At 40.5% G+C, this 15,417-nt stretch carries 12 protein-coding genes; 5 read left to right on the forward strand and 7 right to left on the reverse strand.

Going from position 1 to position 15,417, the window contains the following annotated elements; all coding sequences use genetic code 11:
• The first annotated feature begins 300 nt into the window (after window positions 1-300).
• The 3 genes from V7K15_RS04635 to V7K15_RS04645 all read left to right on the forward strand — a co-directional run bounded on the left by V7K15_RS04635 (window position 301) and on the right by V7K15_RS04645 (window position 3,482).
• On the forward strand, window positions 301-804 hold the full coding sequence (locus V7K15_RS04635; RefSeq protein WP_334903436.1) for a hypothetical protein: 504 nt from the start codon (window positions 301-303) through the stop codon (window positions 802-804).
• A gap of 268 nt (window positions 805-1,072) precedes the next feature.
• Entirely contained in the window at window positions 1,073-1,936 is an 864-nt protein-coding gene (locus tag V7K15_RS04640) for a hypothetical protein (RefSeq protein ID WP_334903438.1), read from the forward strand.
• 283 nt (window positions 1,937-2,219) lie between these two features.
• Window positions 2,220-3,482: a glycoside hydrolase family 10 protein gene (locus V7K15_RS04645; protein WP_334903440.1), complete on the forward strand. Its 1,263-nt coding sequence runs from the start codon at window positions 2,220-2,222 to the stop codon at window positions 3,480-3,482.
• A 216-nt stretch (window positions 3,483-3,698) separates the two neighbouring features.
• Here V7K15_RS04645 and V7K15_RS04650 read toward each other — a convergent pair whose 3' ends face one another.
• From V7K15_RS04650 to V7K15_RS04680, 7 genes are all read right to left on the reverse strand, one after another.
• Complete coding sequence (locus tag V7K15_RS04650; protein ID WP_334903442.1) at window positions 3,699-5,180, reverse strand: site-2 protease family protein; 1,482 nt, start codon at window positions 5,178-5,180, stop codon at window positions 3,699-3,701.
• A 376-nt stretch (window positions 5,181-5,556) separates the two neighbouring features.
• Entirely contained in the window at window positions 5,557-6,579 is a 1,023-nt protein-coding gene (locus V7K15_RS04655; RefSeq protein ID WP_334903581.1) for a spore photoproduct lyase family protein, read from the reverse strand.
• A gap of 103 nt (window positions 6,580-6,682) precedes the next feature.
• Entirely contained in the window at window positions 6,683-7,039 is a 357-nt protein-coding gene (locus V7K15_RS04660) for a hypothetical protein (RefSeq protein WP_334903444.1), read from the reverse strand.
• A gap of 599 nt (window positions 7,040-7,638) precedes the next feature.
• A complete protein-coding gene (gene coaBC, locus V7K15_RS04665; protein ID WP_334903446.1) occupies window positions 7,639-8,844 on the reverse strand; it encodes a bifunctional phosphopantothenoylcysteine decarboxylase/phosphopantothenate--cysteine ligase CoaBC in 1,206 nt (401 codons plus the stop codon).
• 129 nt (window positions 8,845-8,973) lie between these two features.
• The gene (isiD, locus tag V7K15_RS04670) at window positions 8,974-9,186 is read right to left on the reverse strand and encodes a protein IsiD (RefSeq protein ID WP_292761436.1); all 213 of its coding nucleotides are present in this window, start codon (window positions 9,184-9,186) and stop codon (window positions 8,974-8,976) included.
• 155 nt (window positions 9,187-9,341) lie between these two features.
• Entirely contained in the window at window positions 9,342-9,962 is a 621-nt protein-coding gene (locus tag V7K15_RS04675) for an alpha/beta hydrolase (protein WP_334903583.1), read from the reverse strand.
• A gap of 137 nt (window positions 9,963-10,099) precedes the next feature.
• Window positions 10,100-10,393, reverse strand: coding sequence for a hypothetical protein (locus V7K15_RS04680; RefSeq protein WP_334903448.1), 294 nt, complete (start codon window positions 10,391-10,393; stop codon window positions 10,100-10,102).
• Window positions 10,394-10,495: 102 nt separating this feature from the next.
• Between V7K15_RS04680 and V7K15_RS04685 the strand changes: the two genes are divergently transcribed.
• Complete coding sequence (locus V7K15_RS04685) at window positions 10,496-13,675, forward strand: SNF2-related protein (protein WP_334903450.1); 3,180 nt, start codon at window positions 10,496-10,498, stop codon at window positions 13,673-13,675.
• Window positions 13,676-13,873: 198 nt separating this feature from the next.
• Window positions 13,874-15,364: a hypothetical protein gene (locus V7K15_RS04690; RefSeq protein WP_334903451.1), complete on the forward strand. Its 1,491-nt coding sequence runs from the start codon at window positions 13,874-13,876 to the stop codon at window positions 15,362-15,364.
• The last annotated feature ends 53 nt before the right edge of the window (window positions 15,365-15,417 follow it).

Raw genomic sequence — 15,417 nt, forward strand, 5'->3', positions numbered from 1 at the left:
AATAATTACTTAATCGCTCGGAAATGCGAAAATCTATGAGAATACAGTGATAATTCAATTGCTAATTCTTCGCCTTGCGCCCTTTTACTTACATTGTGTTGATACTACCTTTAGATTATCCCTTAATTGTAAATATGAGATAATACAGCATATCCTTATTCCTCATATAATACTTAGGATTACAGAGAAAACCTGATCAAAGTTACCCCATTAACACTTTTGAGTAAAAATTAATAGGGTAGAATAACTGAATATTACTTAGATATTTTGCATTTTGAAATTTAGAAGCAGGATTTTTTAATGATCAGCTTAAGTAATTCGGAAAATGGTATCGTTAGCAACACAGCAGCCACTAAGAGGTTGGCAAGGGCGATGATGGTTTCTGGTGGAGAGTTTTCACTATTATTAGCCTGTTGTAACTCTGTTCCAAGGCAGCAGCAAGTGCTGAATTTGTTAACAGAATTTTCATCAGCAGATATCCACGAAGTTATGCTTTCACCTGCGGCTGACAAACTGTACACAGCTATTACAACTGAAATTGGTACTACTCAACCCGAAGCTTTGATGGTAAGGGGTTTAGAATCTGTAGTGGCAATTAACCAACTAATCATCAGTACCAATATCATGCGAGATGAGTTTCGGAAACAGTTTCGGTTCCCCTTGGTGTTGTGGATAAATGATGAAATTCTCTGCAAGCTAGTCTGGCTAGCACCCGATTTCAAAGACTGGGCAGCCAGTACTATTAGATTTGATGTACCTAATAATCAGTTAGTTGAATCTAAACAACAAGCCATTAGCGCCTAATATTGCCTGAGATGACAAAATCTCAACTACGCTTCTGTCCCATTCTTTTCTAAAATTACTTTTATTGCCCGTAGGACTAGAGGGCGTTTTGATTGAGTGCATTTTCATGCAGAATTTTTATAAGGAACAAACAATTAGTACATCCGCGTCTGTCTTTATATCTGTTTTAGAAGACAGATACTAAACTAATTCCAACTGGCGAACTTCTGGAATTATGTGCTTTATTATCCATTTTTAGTTGGATACTATTTCTTAGTCCTATATTACTATGAAAATCATGCTGAAAAACTACTTTAAACCCAATCAAGCGCGAATTTTGACTGCTTTGATTTTGACTGGAATTTTGTCTGTTGCTAGCGGTTCAACACTTATTAAAGGGGCTACAGCTGCTTCTGCGAACTTCTCCCTAGAAACAAGCAACGAAGTTCTTAAAGATAATATTAAACCAAACCAGTTGCCACGTCTAGTAGCTAACGCGGTACTGCGAGATTTAGCCCGCAGACAGGGAATTTTAATCAGAGAACTGCAAATTATTGATTATAATCAACAGACTTGGCGTAATGGTTGCTTGGAACTGCCTCAACCTGATGAACTCTGTACCGAAGCATTAGTTCCTGGTTGGCTGGTTGTGGTATCTAATGGCAAACGAAACTGGATTTATCACACCAATCAAACAGGTTCCGTAGTCAGGCTGAATGAAAAAGCTAGCGAAAGTACACTAGTCCCTGTGCAAATTCCAGTCAGCGAGTTACCACCAGCGTTAGATAGAGATGTTGTATTTCGGCAAATCTCCAGTGGGGGTTTTGCTGGCCTCACCTACCAGACTGTTTTACTCCAAGATGGGCGATTGATTCGCGTGCGGATTGGTGATGCCAATGATTCTCAGCGTAGTGTTCGTCGAGTTTCTGTGCAACAAGTGCAACAATTTCAGAGATTTTTAGAACGTTCTAAGTTTAGTAAATTCCAAAATTTGAGTTACCCAGCCCCCAATGGTGCTGCTGATTATATCACCTATACTCTCACCAGTCAAGAGGGTACGGTTCAGTACAACGATATTTCTCGAAATAATCTGCCAAAGAATTTACAAGCAGCAGTCAAAGCCTGGAATCAGATTGCAGCCAGCGCCCGATAAGAAACCTGACTGATGGAATTAAACCTTATCTAAGTTGAGAACCGTAGTTTTGCCCTCACCCTAAATCCCTCTCCCATATCTGGGAGAGGGACTTTGAAATTCTGGCTCCCCTTCTCCCATATCTGGGAGAAGGAGTTGGGGGATGAGGGCAAATCCTTTTCATCACCGAAGAACTACAGGTTTCAAGATAGACGCGGTTTAAATAGCGATTGTTTTAGCGCTTACAATCGAAACGATCGCTATTTCTGCTAATTGTTCATAATTTGATCATGGCTGTAGCTAAATGATAAAAAGATTTGTAAAGTGGTGTGTTGAGTTTCCTTCTTGGTGGTATATTCGCCAAAGTAAAAAGTCTCTTTTGTTTGCCGTTATAGTTACCTTGAGTGTGGTAGCTACGGTGATCCTATCGTTCCCTTTGAACGCTCAAATTAATTTGCCGCGAAGGGCAGTATCTGAGTTAAGGGGAGTGTGGTTAACAAATATTGATAGTGATGTCTTATTTGAGCGCGATCGCCTCAAGGGATCTCTGCAACGCCTTGATCAACTCAATTTTAACACGATATATCCGGCGGTTTGGAATTGGGGATATACATTGTATCCTAGCAAAGTTGCAGCCAAAGTTATCGGGCGATCGCTTGATCCCACACCCGGACTGCAAGGGCGAGATATCCTCAAAGAAATCGTTGATGTCGGACATGATAAAGGGTTAACAGTGATTCCCTGGTTTGAATTTGGCTTCATGGCACCAGCAGATTCTCTATTAGCTAAAAATCGTCCCCAATGGCTCACCAGTCGCCGTGATGGAACTCGGATTCTCAAAGAAGGCAAACATAATCGTGTTTGGCTAAATCCCTTTCGCCCAGAAGTACAACAGTTCATCCAAGATTTAATCGTTGAAATTGTCAGAAACTACAATATTGATGGGATTCAATTTGATGACCATTTTGGTTTACCATCAGAATTAGGGTACGATGCCTATACAGTGGCACTTTATAAAAAAGAACACCGTGGTCAAGCTCCCTCGAAAAACTCTCAAGATCCAGAATGGGTGCGCTGGAGAGCTAACAAAATTACTGAGTTTATGAAACGAGTATTTAAAAGCATCAAAGCTACTAAAAAAGATTGCTTGGTTTCCGTTGCTCCGAATCCTCAACGTTTTTCCTACGACTTCTTTTTAGCAGACTGGCAAAAGTGGGAACGGCTGGGAATCATTGAAGACTTAGTTTTGCAGATATATCGTGATGACTTGAATGTTTTTATCAGCGAATTAGAATATCCAGAAGTGAAAGCAGCCAAGAGCCATATTCCAGTGAGTGTGGGCATTATGGCTGGGTTGAAAAACAAATCTGTACCAATCGAACAGATTCAGATACAAGTGCAAAAAATCCGCGATCGCAATTTTGCTGGAGTCTCCTTCTTCTTCTATGAAACCCTCTGGAACATGAGCAAACAAAAGCCCCAAGAGCGTCAAGCTGGCTTCCAGAAAATCTTCCCCACACCCGCCGCTTATCCGAATTTGTTAGCCGGTTGGAAACCGTTGAGTTAATTTTCCAGCGTTGCATATTTGCGTGATAATTTTCCTAGTTTTGTGGGATGGGCATCTTGCCCGTCCCTTGTATTTCGGGGCGGGCAAGATGCCCACCCCACAAGAGTTATGTTTAATTCGGTTATGCAAATTAGATGTTTTTCAGCTTAAAACTATACGCTGTAGTGGCAATTCATGAATTGCCACTACATGAAAATCCTAACTCCCAACTCAGCACTATCCTATTCCCAAACGCCCAGCCAAACCGGGAGTCAGGGGTAAAAGCGTGGTAATCATCAAGAATAGAGCTAAAAGACCCAAAGCGGCTCTAGCGTCATCAGGTTCAGTAACTTCATTCAAACTAGGACGTTCTTGATCGCGTTGCAAAAAGAAAATGACGATCGCCCAGTACATGGCAAGAGTATTACCGAGAGACACTAACGCTAGTAAAATTAAAGTTGCGATCGTTGCCCGTCCTGCGGTTTTGCGTCCATAAATCGCCTGAACAATCCGGCCACCATCTAGTTGTCCTGCGGGCATCAAGTTCAAAGCGGTAATTACTAACCCCAGCCAACCAATCACCACTAGGGGATGAACACTTACTAGGGGCGACTGCAACGCCGAACCCAGGACAACTCGCGCTAAACTTCCCACCAAAATCGACCCTTGGAAAAACTGATTTGGCAATTGAAATAAACTACCTGGGTGGGAAAGTAGCAAGCCCGTCACCAGCATTAATAAAGAGACAATACCACCTGCGGCTGGCCCTGCCAAGGCGATATCAAATAATACCTTGCGGTTGGGCAACAGAGACTCAAAGCGGGTAATTGCACCAAAGGAGCCAATTTGCACAGCAGGTAGAAAGAAAGGCCAGCTAAGGCGAATTTGGTGACGCTGGGCAAGTAACCAATGACCAATTTCGTGAACTACTAAAATCGTAAATATCCCAGCGCCTATGGGTAAAGCTTCTCTGAATCGCCCTGGATTGCCAAAGAAATCAAAATTCAGCAATAAGCCCGCAGCTTCTAGATTTGTGGCAATAGTTGTCACTAATAGGACGCCCGCAAAGACTTTTTGCGATAACAACATTGGACGGGGATCATTGCGACTCGGCAGCACAATTACCACGGGTCTGCTATCTGTATTTTCCACTAAAAACAGGCGATATTGATCACCAAGGCGTTGCCGTAAACTTGCAGTTAGACGGTTGTGAACCTCTTCTGGTTCTCCCCGCAAATTGCCTTTGAAAATGGCTCCATCTTGGTAAGCGATCGTTTCTGTGGCAAAAAATGTATCGATCCCGAAAATGCCTTTAATTACATTTAAGTCATCTTCCGGTATTGGGGGGATCTCCGCTTTCAGTTCTGCAACTGCTACTTGTGGGGAATTTGCTGCAAGTGAGGCATCAGCCGCGAGTCTTTCTGTGGCGCGTTGCTTGAGGATGGTATCTTGCCCAGCTGCGCGTAACTGTCTGCCCAAAAAGACGTACAATCCAGCCGAAGTCACCACTAAGAACAATATACCCGCTATATTGATGTAAATCCCTGCGGCAAACAATCCAAAAAACAGCAGCCAGGGAGTCATCAACACCACCGACTGTAACCAGGCTAAGATTCCCAGCTTACCAAAAGGTCTGGCGCGATAAAAGCCCCAGCCCAAAATGCCTAAAGCTACCGCCAGGATTGCCGCCAGGATAGAAGTTTCTGATAAAGTAAACATCTCCAAACCTTTGCTATTGAGACTGAGCCAGAACAAGTCCGGTATTGCGGATACACTTATTAATGTATAACGCCGCCTGTAATCTGCCCAAATTATCCGGCTTCGAGTGGGCGTAGCCAAACCCAGGCGAGGGGTAAAAAAGTTCGTAGTCAGGACTTTAGTCCTAGATTTTTAAGCACTAAAGTGCTTACTACAAACCTAGCAAAATTAATGAGACAGACCACTAGGTTTTAAAAAGTAATTCTTTTGTAGGATGTGTTACGGCTTTAGCCTAATGCATCTGAGAAACCTGAAAAGAGAGCGATCGCTATATTATGCGATCGCTCTCTTACCAAATAATTAATTTGCTCAAACTCTATATGAGCGAAGTAGTCTTCTAAGTCCAATAAAGAATTTCAGCATTTGGAAAGCGCTTAGTAATCTCACTCTCAAAAAAGCAACGCAACGCCTTCATTGTGTCGCGATCGTAAACGTACTTCGTCCCACCAAACTTATTACGCTTGACGCTGCGTTTGGCCTCATCCATCTCTAATTTTGATTGGGGATACCAAGTTTGCAACACTTCTTTTGACCCAGGTGTGAACCGATGCGAGATTAACTCAAAGGTAAGGTTACAGTCAAAATCCAGTGCCTCGTTTATCTGGTCAAACAAACAACTATAGTGCATCTGCCAATCGTCTATCGGTATAATTGGCGCAATCACCAAGCCTACTGGATAACCGCCACCGCCACGCCCTTGTGGTAGTGCCAACCGTCGCAATGCATTAAGTCTGGATGCTACGGATGCTGTGCCACCTTCAAACTTACCAGAAATCGGTGCGGCATTAACGCTCATCCGACAGCGAATATGCCCATTGTGTGGTAAGTCGAGTAATCCATCCACAGCATCAAACTTTGATACCCAACGTAGATGTGCATTGCTACGAGTGCCAAAGTAACGGATACATTCGGCAAGACTTCCAGTTAAATGCTCAATACCCAATGGGTCAGTATAACAGCTAACTTCAAAACTTGTGGTTTCCCCCTCTTGTTCGTAGTTAGCTAAATTCTCTAATATCTGCGGTAAGTTAGCAAAAACGCGGATGACAGGTGGCCCCGACAAGCTACCAGCTAAGTAGCAGTATTGACAGTGAGCCGGACAACCCTCGGCAATGTGAAACTGCCAATCCGCAGAAGGTGGGATGGGACTCAGCTTAAAAGAACTGGGTGGTGCAGTAACCACCGCTAAGGTACGCTTGGCGATGTTGTAAGTATCCCGCTCAGATTCACCGCGTAGACCCTTGAGGCGGTTCTGTGATAGTTCTTCTATTGATAGGTTGAGTGACTGCACACGTTCAAGAATCTGCTGCCCCCAAACCTCATCTAGGGCAGCAGGTGTAAACAGTACCCGTTCAGGTATCCACAATTTTGGTGATCTTGTTTGTGTATCTGATACTGAAACCTGGTCTGTAATTGTATTCAGCAATATCGTTCTCCGTTATTTAGTTTGCTGATTTCTGCAATTAATTTTCTAGGACTTGCTTAATTCGTCGCTCTAACAAATCAAGATCCAAAGTGCCTTCATCACGGCTAATTCGTCGCACAGTCGAATTAACATTACCTAAATTAACCAATAAATCTTGAAGAATTTCCTGCTGCTGACGGGCTTGAGTAACCTCGTGTGGCTCTTGTACTAAATCACGCACGATGGTATCTTCAGCGCGAGAGGCGATAATTGGATCACTTTGCCCTTGAATGTGAACAAAGGTTCGTCGCCCTGGTCCTCGCTCATCTTCTATTGGTATAACTGCTGTTACTTGGTCAGAACGCACATATTTGCCAAATCCCAAATGGACTAGCTCTGATGAGAGTATTTTCATATAATTGAAGCGTTATCTTTAAGTCTTACTTATATTATAAAATCTAGAGAAGTGACCTTAAAGCCATAGACCATACGGGTTATACCCAATTCAAAGTAGTAGTTTCCTTTCTCAATTGCTGCTTAATTTCTCTATGTCAGTCACACTATTCCTACCAGCTTTCGGGCTTGTTCTGGGGTTTCATCAAGCTCAATAAACTCAAGTGTTAGGTTCAAGTTCTAACTTTGGCTTGTTAAGTACAGCATTTCATTAATTCGTAGCAAATTAAATTTTGCCATACCTTGCATTGTTAATGCGTCCCCCTACAATGCCAACGCATCAGGATGCAATGCCAATGCATCGCAATGCAATGCCAATGCATCGGGATGCAATGCCAATGCATCGCAATGCATTGTTAATGCATTGCGATGCATTAACAATGCGTCCCCTGACAATGCCAATGCATCGGGGTGCATTAACAATGCTACACTTTTACAGAAAACTGTACTAAGGCTGGATACTCAGTATTGGTCATGCTGAGGTCATGAATGTACACCAAGCGTAAGTCCTGGATATTTCAGCCTATGCAAGCAGATCATCTCATCACTACGGTAAATTTATTAAGCGATCGCAAAATCAAATAAATGATGTGCCATTTCCAATTTAGAACAAGGTGCGATCGCTAGCTGATTTCCTTGCCTATCTAAAAATATCGCTTGATTATTATCACTCCCAAAACCACTATCAGGTTGATCGATGGGATTAGCAACAATCACATCCAATTTTTTATTCTGTAATTTTTCTAGCGCAGGCTTGACTATATCCCCACTTTGTGCTGCAAAACCAATTAATATCTGATGCGGCTGTTTGAGTTGTGCTAATTGGGCGACTATATCCGGTACAGGTTCCAGGGGTAAAGCTTGGGGGAGCGATCGCTTGGGCAATTTCTCTATACTATAATCTCGTGGCTTCACATCTGCCACAGCAGCTGACATCACAATTATATCAGCGTTGGCTAAATATTCTACCATAACGTGCTGCATTTGCTCGGCACTAACAACGGGAATTGCTTGCACTCCCAATGGTACGTTCCAATTAGCTGGGACATGCACTAAAGTAACGTTTGCCCCTCGGTGAAGTGCCGCTTGAGATAGCGCCAATCCCATTTTACCTGTGGAAGGATTACCAATAAACCTCACTGGATCAAGAAACTCACGCGTTCCCCCAGCGCTAATTAACACTCGTTTACCTGCTAAATCTCGTTTGCCTTGAGTGTGTAACAACGATTGGATGTAAGCCAAAATTTCTGGAGGTTCTGCTAATCTCCCAGCACCAATGCGATCGCACGCTAATAAACCTGATGCTGTACTCATCCCATGATATCGGCTATCTGTCAATAGCTGTTGCCAATTTCGTTGCACTGATCGCTGTTCCCACATATCCGTATTCATTGCGGGTGCTAACAGCACCGGACAAGTAGAAGCCAGCACGGTATTTGCGAGTAAATTATCCGCCATCCCGTAGGCTAATTTTGCTAATGTATTAGCTGTCAAAGGAGCAATTACTATAACATCTGCCCATTCGCCCAACTCAATATGCAACGGACGAGAGTGAGTTGCTTGCCAAAAATCATCATCTGTGTAGGCGGGATGACGAGATAGGGTGGTTATTGTCAGAGGCGTGATAAATTTTTGCGCTGAACGGGTGAGGATGACTCGAACTTCCACCCCAGTTTTAAACAGCGTCGAAACCAATTCACAAATTTTGTAGGCGGCGATACCGCCACCTACAGCAATTAGAACCCTGTTCAATTTTGGATTAGTCATAATCAAAAGTTAGGAGTGAGTACTTACAAAAATTAGTACTAAATAGTTAGAAATCCTAACTCCTGTACAGACGCGATTAATCGCGTCTCTCCTAACTCCTGTACAGACGCGATTAATCGCGTCTCTCAACTACGCTTCATCGTAGGGTTCCAAGTCTAAGAGGTAGATATAGGGTTCAACTAACTCTGGACGCTGAAATGCGATCGCTCGCAATAGATGCCAATCATTTAAACCCTCAAAAGCATTACTATAATTATCCAGTTCCAGACGTGTAGCTAGTTCTTCTACTTCTGCCGCAGTCATGGCAGCAATTTCTTTTTGGGAAATGCTTAGAGTTGTCATAATGTCTTGCCCCTCCCTTATGCAGCACTCGCCTTCAGCATGGGTTAAGTTGCGCTAAACGCAGCCACCCAATATATATTACTCATTAGAGGTGATTAATTTCGTGAAAATTGTCAGAATTTGTACCAGAATTTATAAAAAATTCGTAATGCTGACTAGCCAATTGTATTTACAACGAAATTCCGTAGCACCTCTAACGTTTGTGGATTTATTTCATGCCCCATGTCAAATTCGTGGTATTCTAGCGCCACTCCTAGAGACTTGAGAGTTTCTCGTGCCTTCAAAGCGGCTTGCAGGGGAACAACTTCATCATATCTCCCGTGAGTAATTAAAGTCGGCGGTATCTTACTTTTAGCTGCCGTTAGTGCATCAGGATGTAAATACCCACTCATGACAACTAAACCTGCTAGGGGCAATTTTGAGCCGACATCTAAAGTCATTGCCCCGCCTTGAGAAAATCCACTTAAAATGGTGCGTGATAAAGGTATGCCAGTGGTAGTTTCTAAAGATTTCAAGAAATCTGTTAGCAATTGCCGACTTTCTGCCAACCCTTGATACATATTCTCCCCCCGCAGGTCATACCATGCCCTCCCTACAGGGGAATAGGAATAAGGAAAAGGTGCATTGGGTAATATAAACTGGTAATCAGGTAAGTTGAGCAAGGGTAACAAGGATGCTACATCCTCAGCATTAGCACCCCAACCGTGCAAAGTGACAATTAAGCCTGCGGGGGGTTGAGAAGTTGCAGGAGGAACGGTGATAAATTGTAAAGACAGAGGTTTACTCCTAAAATTCTACTCTTCTAATAGATCCTATCTCTTCAAGTAGACTTAGTATTTAAATGGATTTGCTGCTTGTCTAAAAAAGCGCGATCGTCACAGACATCGCTAAGTAATTTCTAAGCGTACATTAACTATTTGTTATCTGCTTCATCTTCAAGCAGGATGGTATTGAGAAGATTCAATTCACTGGATGCCATAAAGTAGCGATCGCTAAAAACTGTTTCTAATTGTGTAAAAATCCGTCTACCTGCCACAGCTACCCAAGGAAATGTTCGATAGTGAGCTACTACGGGTATAATTAAGCCTTGAGGAGTTAGAGAACGTCCTAGCGCACTTCTCCAAGCTTGCGGATCTTCTAATACCTGTTGGCGGATGTCATCTTCTGATTGTTCATTGTTGGCAAAGTTAGTCTTGTTTGGAATCAAGGTCTTTACTAGACTGACTTTCAAGTAAATATACGAACTAAGGTAACTTGGTCTTAGATATTAATTTCCTGGATATTGGGAGAACATACAAAGAGGACTGAAATGACTGAACAAACTTGGAACCCGACAACTCCCAATCAACAAGTTCGACTACGTAGAAACCCTGGCAAACGGGGAGTTACTACAGGACAAACAAAAGAATCTGCGGGTAGGTTATTAGTCCTTGTTAACTTTGGCCCTAATGAAAAGACATATAAGTCATACGACCAATTAGAACCATGTGGAGAGCCAGAAGAAATTAGAGACTTACTGGAAGCAGGACGTTTTGGTAATCCCGATGATTTGCGGCGGATTTTGACGTTTGAAAAAGTTAAAGGACATTTGACTAATATTTTTTATAGTATGGAGTCGAGTAATACGGACTTTTATGCCTATCAATTTAAGCCTGTGTTAAAATTTTTAGATTCTCCCGTCGGTCGTTTATTAATTGCAGATGAAGTTGGGCTTGGTAAAACTATTGAATCAATGTATATTTGGAAAGAATTACAGGCACGGGAAGATGCTCGTCGTCTGTTAATTGTTTGTCCCGCTATGTTACGGGATAAGTGGCTCACTGATCTAAAAAAACGTTTTAATTTTGATGCTAAAATTATTGATGCTAAAGACTTATTAGAAGCGACACAATCAATTTTACAAAGAGGTAATTCTCAGCCTTTCATTTACATAACAAGCTTAGAAGGATTACGAATAAAAAAGTGGGATGAAGACATTAAAGGTACGCGAGCAGAATTAGCACGATTACTTTATGATAATCAAGCTAATACAGAATTCAGTATTTTTGATTTAGTGATTATAGATGAAGCCCATTATTTACGTAATCCAGAAACAGCAAACAATAAACTTGCGGAACTTTTACGTGATGCTTCTAGACATTTAGTTTTACTGACTGCGACTCCAATACAAATCCGCAGCAATAACCTTTATCAACTACTTAAACTTATCAGTCCAGAAGACTTTTTTGATCCATCAACTTTTGAAAGGATGTTAGAAGCTAATAAGCCAGTAGTAGAAGCTCTACGAATGATTTGGAAAAATCCACCTGACATAAGTGCCACCCAACAATCTGTTGAAAAAGCTAGACAGTCTTACTACTTTTCAAAAAGTTTGAGGATTAAACAAGTCAGTGAAGAATTGGCTAACTCTAATACTATTGAGCCAGCAAATCAAGTAAGACTAGCTCAATTCTTAGAAAGTTCGTCACTATTTGGTCAATTTATGACCCGTAGCCGAAAGAGAGAGGTTATGGAAAAACGAGTTAAACGAACTGCACAGACATTACAAGTAGAATTCACCTTACAAGAAAAACAAGTTTATGACTATATCACTAACAAAATTCGCTTTGAATCTATAGGTAAGCAAAAGTTTGATATTTTCAGATTATTGGCTCGTCAGCGCCAGATGACAAGTTGTATGGTAGCGGCTTTAAAAGCTTGGAAAAAGAATGGTGTTATTCACGATTTTTTAGCTGGTGATGATGATGAATTACTCTATGAGCTATTTGGTTATGAGTTAAATAATGAATCAACAACTATTTTTAATAATCTAGGAACAAATATTAAAAGAGCTACATCTAATTGCCCTATTCCTGAAGATGATTCTGAGTTTCAAATATTTATTGATAATTTTCAGAAAAATGATACCAAATACAAACAGTTAATTACATTTCTCCAACGTGAGCTTCGTAATAAGCCACAAGAAAAATTTGTTCTGTTTGCCTTCTATCGTGGCACGTTAACATATTTGCAAAAACGTTTAACAGCAGATGAAATTAATAACTGTCTAATTATCGGTGGTATGGATAGGCAAGACAAACAGGTAATACTTGCAGAGTTTCAAAATAATAATACCTGCTCACTTTTACTTTCTTCTGAAGTTGGTAGCGAAGGTATAGACCTACAATTTTGTCGATTTGTTATTAACTATGATTTGCCTTGGAACCCCATGCGAGTTGAGCAGCGTATAGGCAGATTAGACCGTTTGGGTCAAAAAGCTAATAAAATTTCTATTATTAATTTTAGCTTGAAAGATACAATAGAAGAGTATATACTCGAAAAACTTTACAGCCGTATAAAAATATTTGAAGAAAGTATTGGTGATTTAGAAGAAATTCTGGGCGAAAAAACAGAAGCTTTAATATTTGAGTTTTTAAATCCCAAATTGAATGAAAAGGAGCTAATATTACAAGCGGAACAAACTATTACTGCTATCGCCAACGAATTACAACAACAGAGAAAGTTAGAAAATGAAGCAATAAATTTAGTTGCTTTCTCTGATTACATTTTGAGTCATATTAATACAAGTCGTAGACAAGGAAGATGGTTACGACCTGAAGAACTCAAAGCTTTTGTAGAAGACTTTTTTAAATTGCAATATCCGGGTACAGTTATTACACCAGCTCGCAATCAACAGGGTCTATTTGATATCAAACTTTCGGATGAAGCCAAAGTTGATTTGAAAATGTTTTGTACCCAGCGCCGTTTTTCAACTCCAACTCGACTATATAATCAAGCTGTTTCTTGCTTTTTTGATCCAAAAATTGCTGGGGCTATCGGTAAGTTCAATCATGAATTGCTCGATCCTACTCATCCTTTAATTCAATGGATACGACAAAAATATGAGCCAGAATCACGTAGTGAAGAAGGCGCTCAAAATCTTCAAACAGTCTCAGCTTGCAGGATAAGTAATCAAGAGGTTGGAGTCGAATCTGGTATTTATGTATATGTAATTCATCGCTGGGAGTTGTCGGGACTGCGGAAGGAAAACCGTCTTGCTTATAAAGTTGTGAAATTAGGTGATAGTAACTCACTACCAGATGAAGTTGCAGAAGCACTGGTGAATCAAACTGCACTGTGTGGTCAACAAAGACCGAATGCCAATAACTTAGTTGAACTTGAGCAAGTATTGAATAATTATGATAAATGTGAGGAGCTTTTACAAGAGGCTTTTGCTGATGCTGAGGCTGAGTTTGAGGCTGAAAATACAGATAGATGCAACGTACAAGAAAGCAGTGCAAGAGCTTATGTTAAACGGAAGAAAGAAGAATATGAAGAACGGATTAAAAGATTTATAGCTGAAGGTAAACTAACTATTATTCGTGCTGATGAAGGTCGGATTAAAAAAGCTCAACAAGACCTGAATATTGCACTTAAAAATATAGAGCTAAAGCGCCAAATAACTACTTGTAATCCTGCATTAGCAGCAGGTATAATATTTATTGAGTAAAACAGATTTGCAAGGTTGTAGTAAATAGTAGTTTATGCTCTATCTAGCTAAGTAAATTCGGACTAGCTTCGTAATAGCCTAACCTGAAATTACGGTAAACCACCCTTAGATTTTAAATAACTTTTTGGTTATAAAAGGTACATTATCTCACACCAAGTGAGTTTCGAATATCTACCTTTTCTGAATCAGGGATAGGACATGGCTACTGCGACATTAGATTTAAACTTAGGTATTGATTTTGGCACTCAGTTTACCAAAGTTTGTGTCCGAGATACTGGGATTGACCAGTCTTGGGTTGTTACATTTACTAATGGTAGCCCTTCATTGAATGAAGCACTAATTCCAACTCAGCTTGGTATATGTTGCGATGGAACCTTGTTGGCAGGACTTACTCAATCTGAATGGCAAGGACAAACACAGTCAATGTCAGTGGTCATTGATTACATTAAAATGCGGCTAGCTAATATTGACTTGCGTGAAGAAGGAAATCAATATCCTTCGGATTTATTACCGAATTTTCAAGGAATTGATTTGAATAGTAATGAAAATTTAGAAAATATTTGTGCTTATCATCTCAGCAGTGTAATTATAAAAGCGAAACAGTGGGTTTACAAAAATAACGCTGATTTAGTAAAAAATCAAAAAATTAATTGGAGTGCAAATATAGGAGTTCCTGTAAAATACATTGATTCGCGTGCAATAGAGCGTTTTCAAAAAGTTTTATGTCTGGCTTGGTTACTTAGTGAATCTAATGAACCTTTACCTTTATACTTTCAAGAACTTAAAGAACGAATAAGGCAATTAAAACAAAATATTTCTTATGGTCAAATACCTTGTTTTGCTATTCCAGAAATAGCTGCTGGAGTTTACTCTTACACTGTTTCCCGACAAGCAGAACCAGGCTTATACATCTTTTTTGATATAGGTAGCGGTACTATAGAAGGCGCTTCTTTCCAGTTCTGGCGAGATACCAATGATATGCCAAAAGTAGATTTTTATTCGGGAACAGTGGAGGCGCTTGGCGTTAATGCTTTAGCAAAATGGGTAAATAATCAAGTTATAGGTTCAAAAGTACAAATTGAACATGATATTATTCATAATAGTCAAAAAATATTACAAGAAATACAAGCTATATCCGAACGTCTTGCTAATTCACACTCTACAATACAAGGTGATTTTATAGCTAATAAATTTAAGGTTACAGAAAGAGCTATTGAAAAAACTTTACAGACCAGTGTGCCGCACCAAACAGAGAAATTACTTCATCTAATTTTGGCTCAAAGTTTAATTCACTGTCAAGTTGCTCAAGTAATAATGACTAGCAAAGAAAAGAACAGAGAATATTTCCAGCATTCTTCTAGTTTAACCATTTTTCTGGGAGGAGGAGGTAGAGAATCTCAATATTACCAGGACACGATTCAATCTACCTACTCCGCTTGTAATCATCAGCATGCAGACATACCTCCATATCAAGTAAAAGAGCTTCCATTCCCGAAGGGGAATTTTGATATGAGTGGCATTGAACCTCGTTATTTTCATCGCTTTACTGTCGCTTATGGTTTGTCGATTCCAGAAGCAGAAGCGCCCGAAGTTCGTCTTCCCAGCCGCTTTCCATATCAACCTCCGCAACCAGTTCAGCCTATTACTCCTGAAATAGGAAGATACCCAGACGATCATTCATCAATGTGATCTAAACAGTGATAAAAGGGGTGAACAGGTTTAATCAAACTGATGATAGGCAA

This window comes from Nostoc sp., from assembly GCF_036919815.1.
In the GTDB taxonomy this organism is placed as follows: Bacteria; Cyanobacteriota; Cyanobacteriia; order Cyanobacteriales; family Nostocaceae; genus Nostoc.

Bases quoted from the DNA above. Each gene is read 5' to 3' on its own strand.
- V7K15_RS04650 (WP_334903442.1), bottom strand. From the start codon at position 5,180: ATGTTTACTTTATCAGAAACTTCTATCCTGGCGGCAATCCTGGCGGTA.
- V7K15_RS04635 (WP_334903436.1), top strand. From the start codon at position 301: ATGATCAGCTTAAGTAATTCGGAAAATGGTATCGTTAGCAACACAGCA.
- isiD (WP_292761436.1), bottom strand. From the start codon at position 9,186: ATGACAACTCTAAGCATTTCCCAAAAAGAAATTGCTGCCATGACTGCG.
- V7K15_RS04685 (WP_334903450.1), top strand. From the start codon at position 10,496: ATGACTGAACAAACTTGGAACCCGACAACTCCCAATCAACAAGTTCGA.
- V7K15_RS04690 (WP_334903451.1), top strand. From the start codon at position 13,874: ATGGCTACTGCGACATTAGATTTAAACTTAGGTATTGATTTTGGCACT.
- V7K15_RS04640 (WP_334903438.1), top strand. From the start codon at position 1,073: ATGAAAATCATGCTGAAAAACTACTTTAAACCCAATCAAGCGCGAATT.
- coaBC (WP_334903446.1), bottom strand. From the start codon at position 8,844: ATGACTAATCCAAAATTGAACAGGGTTCTAATTGCTGTAGGTGGCGGT.
- V7K15_RS04660 (WP_334903444.1), bottom strand. From the start codon at position 7,039: ATGAAAATACTCTCATCAGAGCTAGTCCATTTGGGATTTGGCAAATAT.
- V7K15_RS04645 (WP_334903440.1), top strand. From the start codon at position 2,220: ATGATAAAAAGATTTGTAAAGTGGTGTGTTGAGTTTCCTTCTTGGTGG.